Annotated in this window: 2 tRNA genes and 1 rRNA gene; all 3 read left to right on the plus strand. The window is 42.2% G+C overall.

Features of this window, described 5'->3' with window-relative positions:
* The first annotated feature begins 56 nt into the window (after positions 1 to 56).
* A tRNA-Ile gene (locus tag HC229_RS16520) sits at positions 57 to 130 on the plus strand.
* A 146-nt stretch (positions 131 to 276) separates the two neighbouring features.
* Positions 277 to 350, plus strand: a tRNA-Ala gene (locus HC229_RS16525).
* Positions 351 to 531: 181 nt separating this feature from the next.
* Positions 532 to 777 (plus strand): 23S ribosomal RNA (locus HC229_RS16530); the annotation flags it as partial.

The following is a 777-nucleotide window of genomic DNA, read 5'->3' on the forward strand; positions in this document are numbered from 1 at the left end:
CGGTTTTCCTTACTCTCGCTGTTCAATTCAAAATATTACAAACACAAGTAAAACAGAGTCTCGTAGCTCAGCTGGTTAGAGTACTACACTGATAATGTAGGGGTCGGCAGTTCGAGTCTGCCCGGGACTACAAATTTGAAGATGTGATGATTTGAAGATTTGGAAATGGTTTTCAAATTTGCAAATTTTCAAATTTCCAAATTGACTTGTTGTTTGAAAGGAAATTCTGGAAGTTGGGATTCATCGTTCTTGGATTCTGAAATCAGATTCTAAAACGGGGGATTAGCTCAGCTGGCTAGAGCGCCTGCCTTGCACGCAGGAGGTCATCGGTTCGACTCCGATATTCTCCACTGTTTAATTTGAAGATTAGACAATTTGGAAATTTGAAAATTCCATTCGGTTCGCTGAATCATTTTCAAATTATCACATTTCCAAATTTTCAAATTAATTAAAGTTCATTGACATATTGGGATAAGAAAAATACAAAGTAGAAAGCATAGTAGTGTCCGCGTGAGCGGATACGACAAGCACAATAAGCAAAATAAGGGCGTATGGGGGATGCCTAGGCTTCTGCAGGCGAAGAAGGACGTGATAAGCTGCGATAAGCTTCGGGGAGCGGCACACACGCGTTAATCCGAAGATTTCCGAATGGGGCAACCCAGTACATTGAAGATGTATTACCTCGTTAGAGGGGCGAACGCGCTGAACTGAAACATCTAAGTAGGCGCAGGAGAAGAAAACAAAAGTGATTCCGTAAGTAGTGGCGAGCGAACGCGG

Source organism: Flavobacterium selenitireducens, assembly GCF_014748335.1.
Taxonomy (GTDB): domain Bacteria; phylum Bacteroidota; class Bacteroidia; order Flavobacteriales; family Flavobacteriaceae; genus Flavobacterium; species Flavobacterium selenitireducens.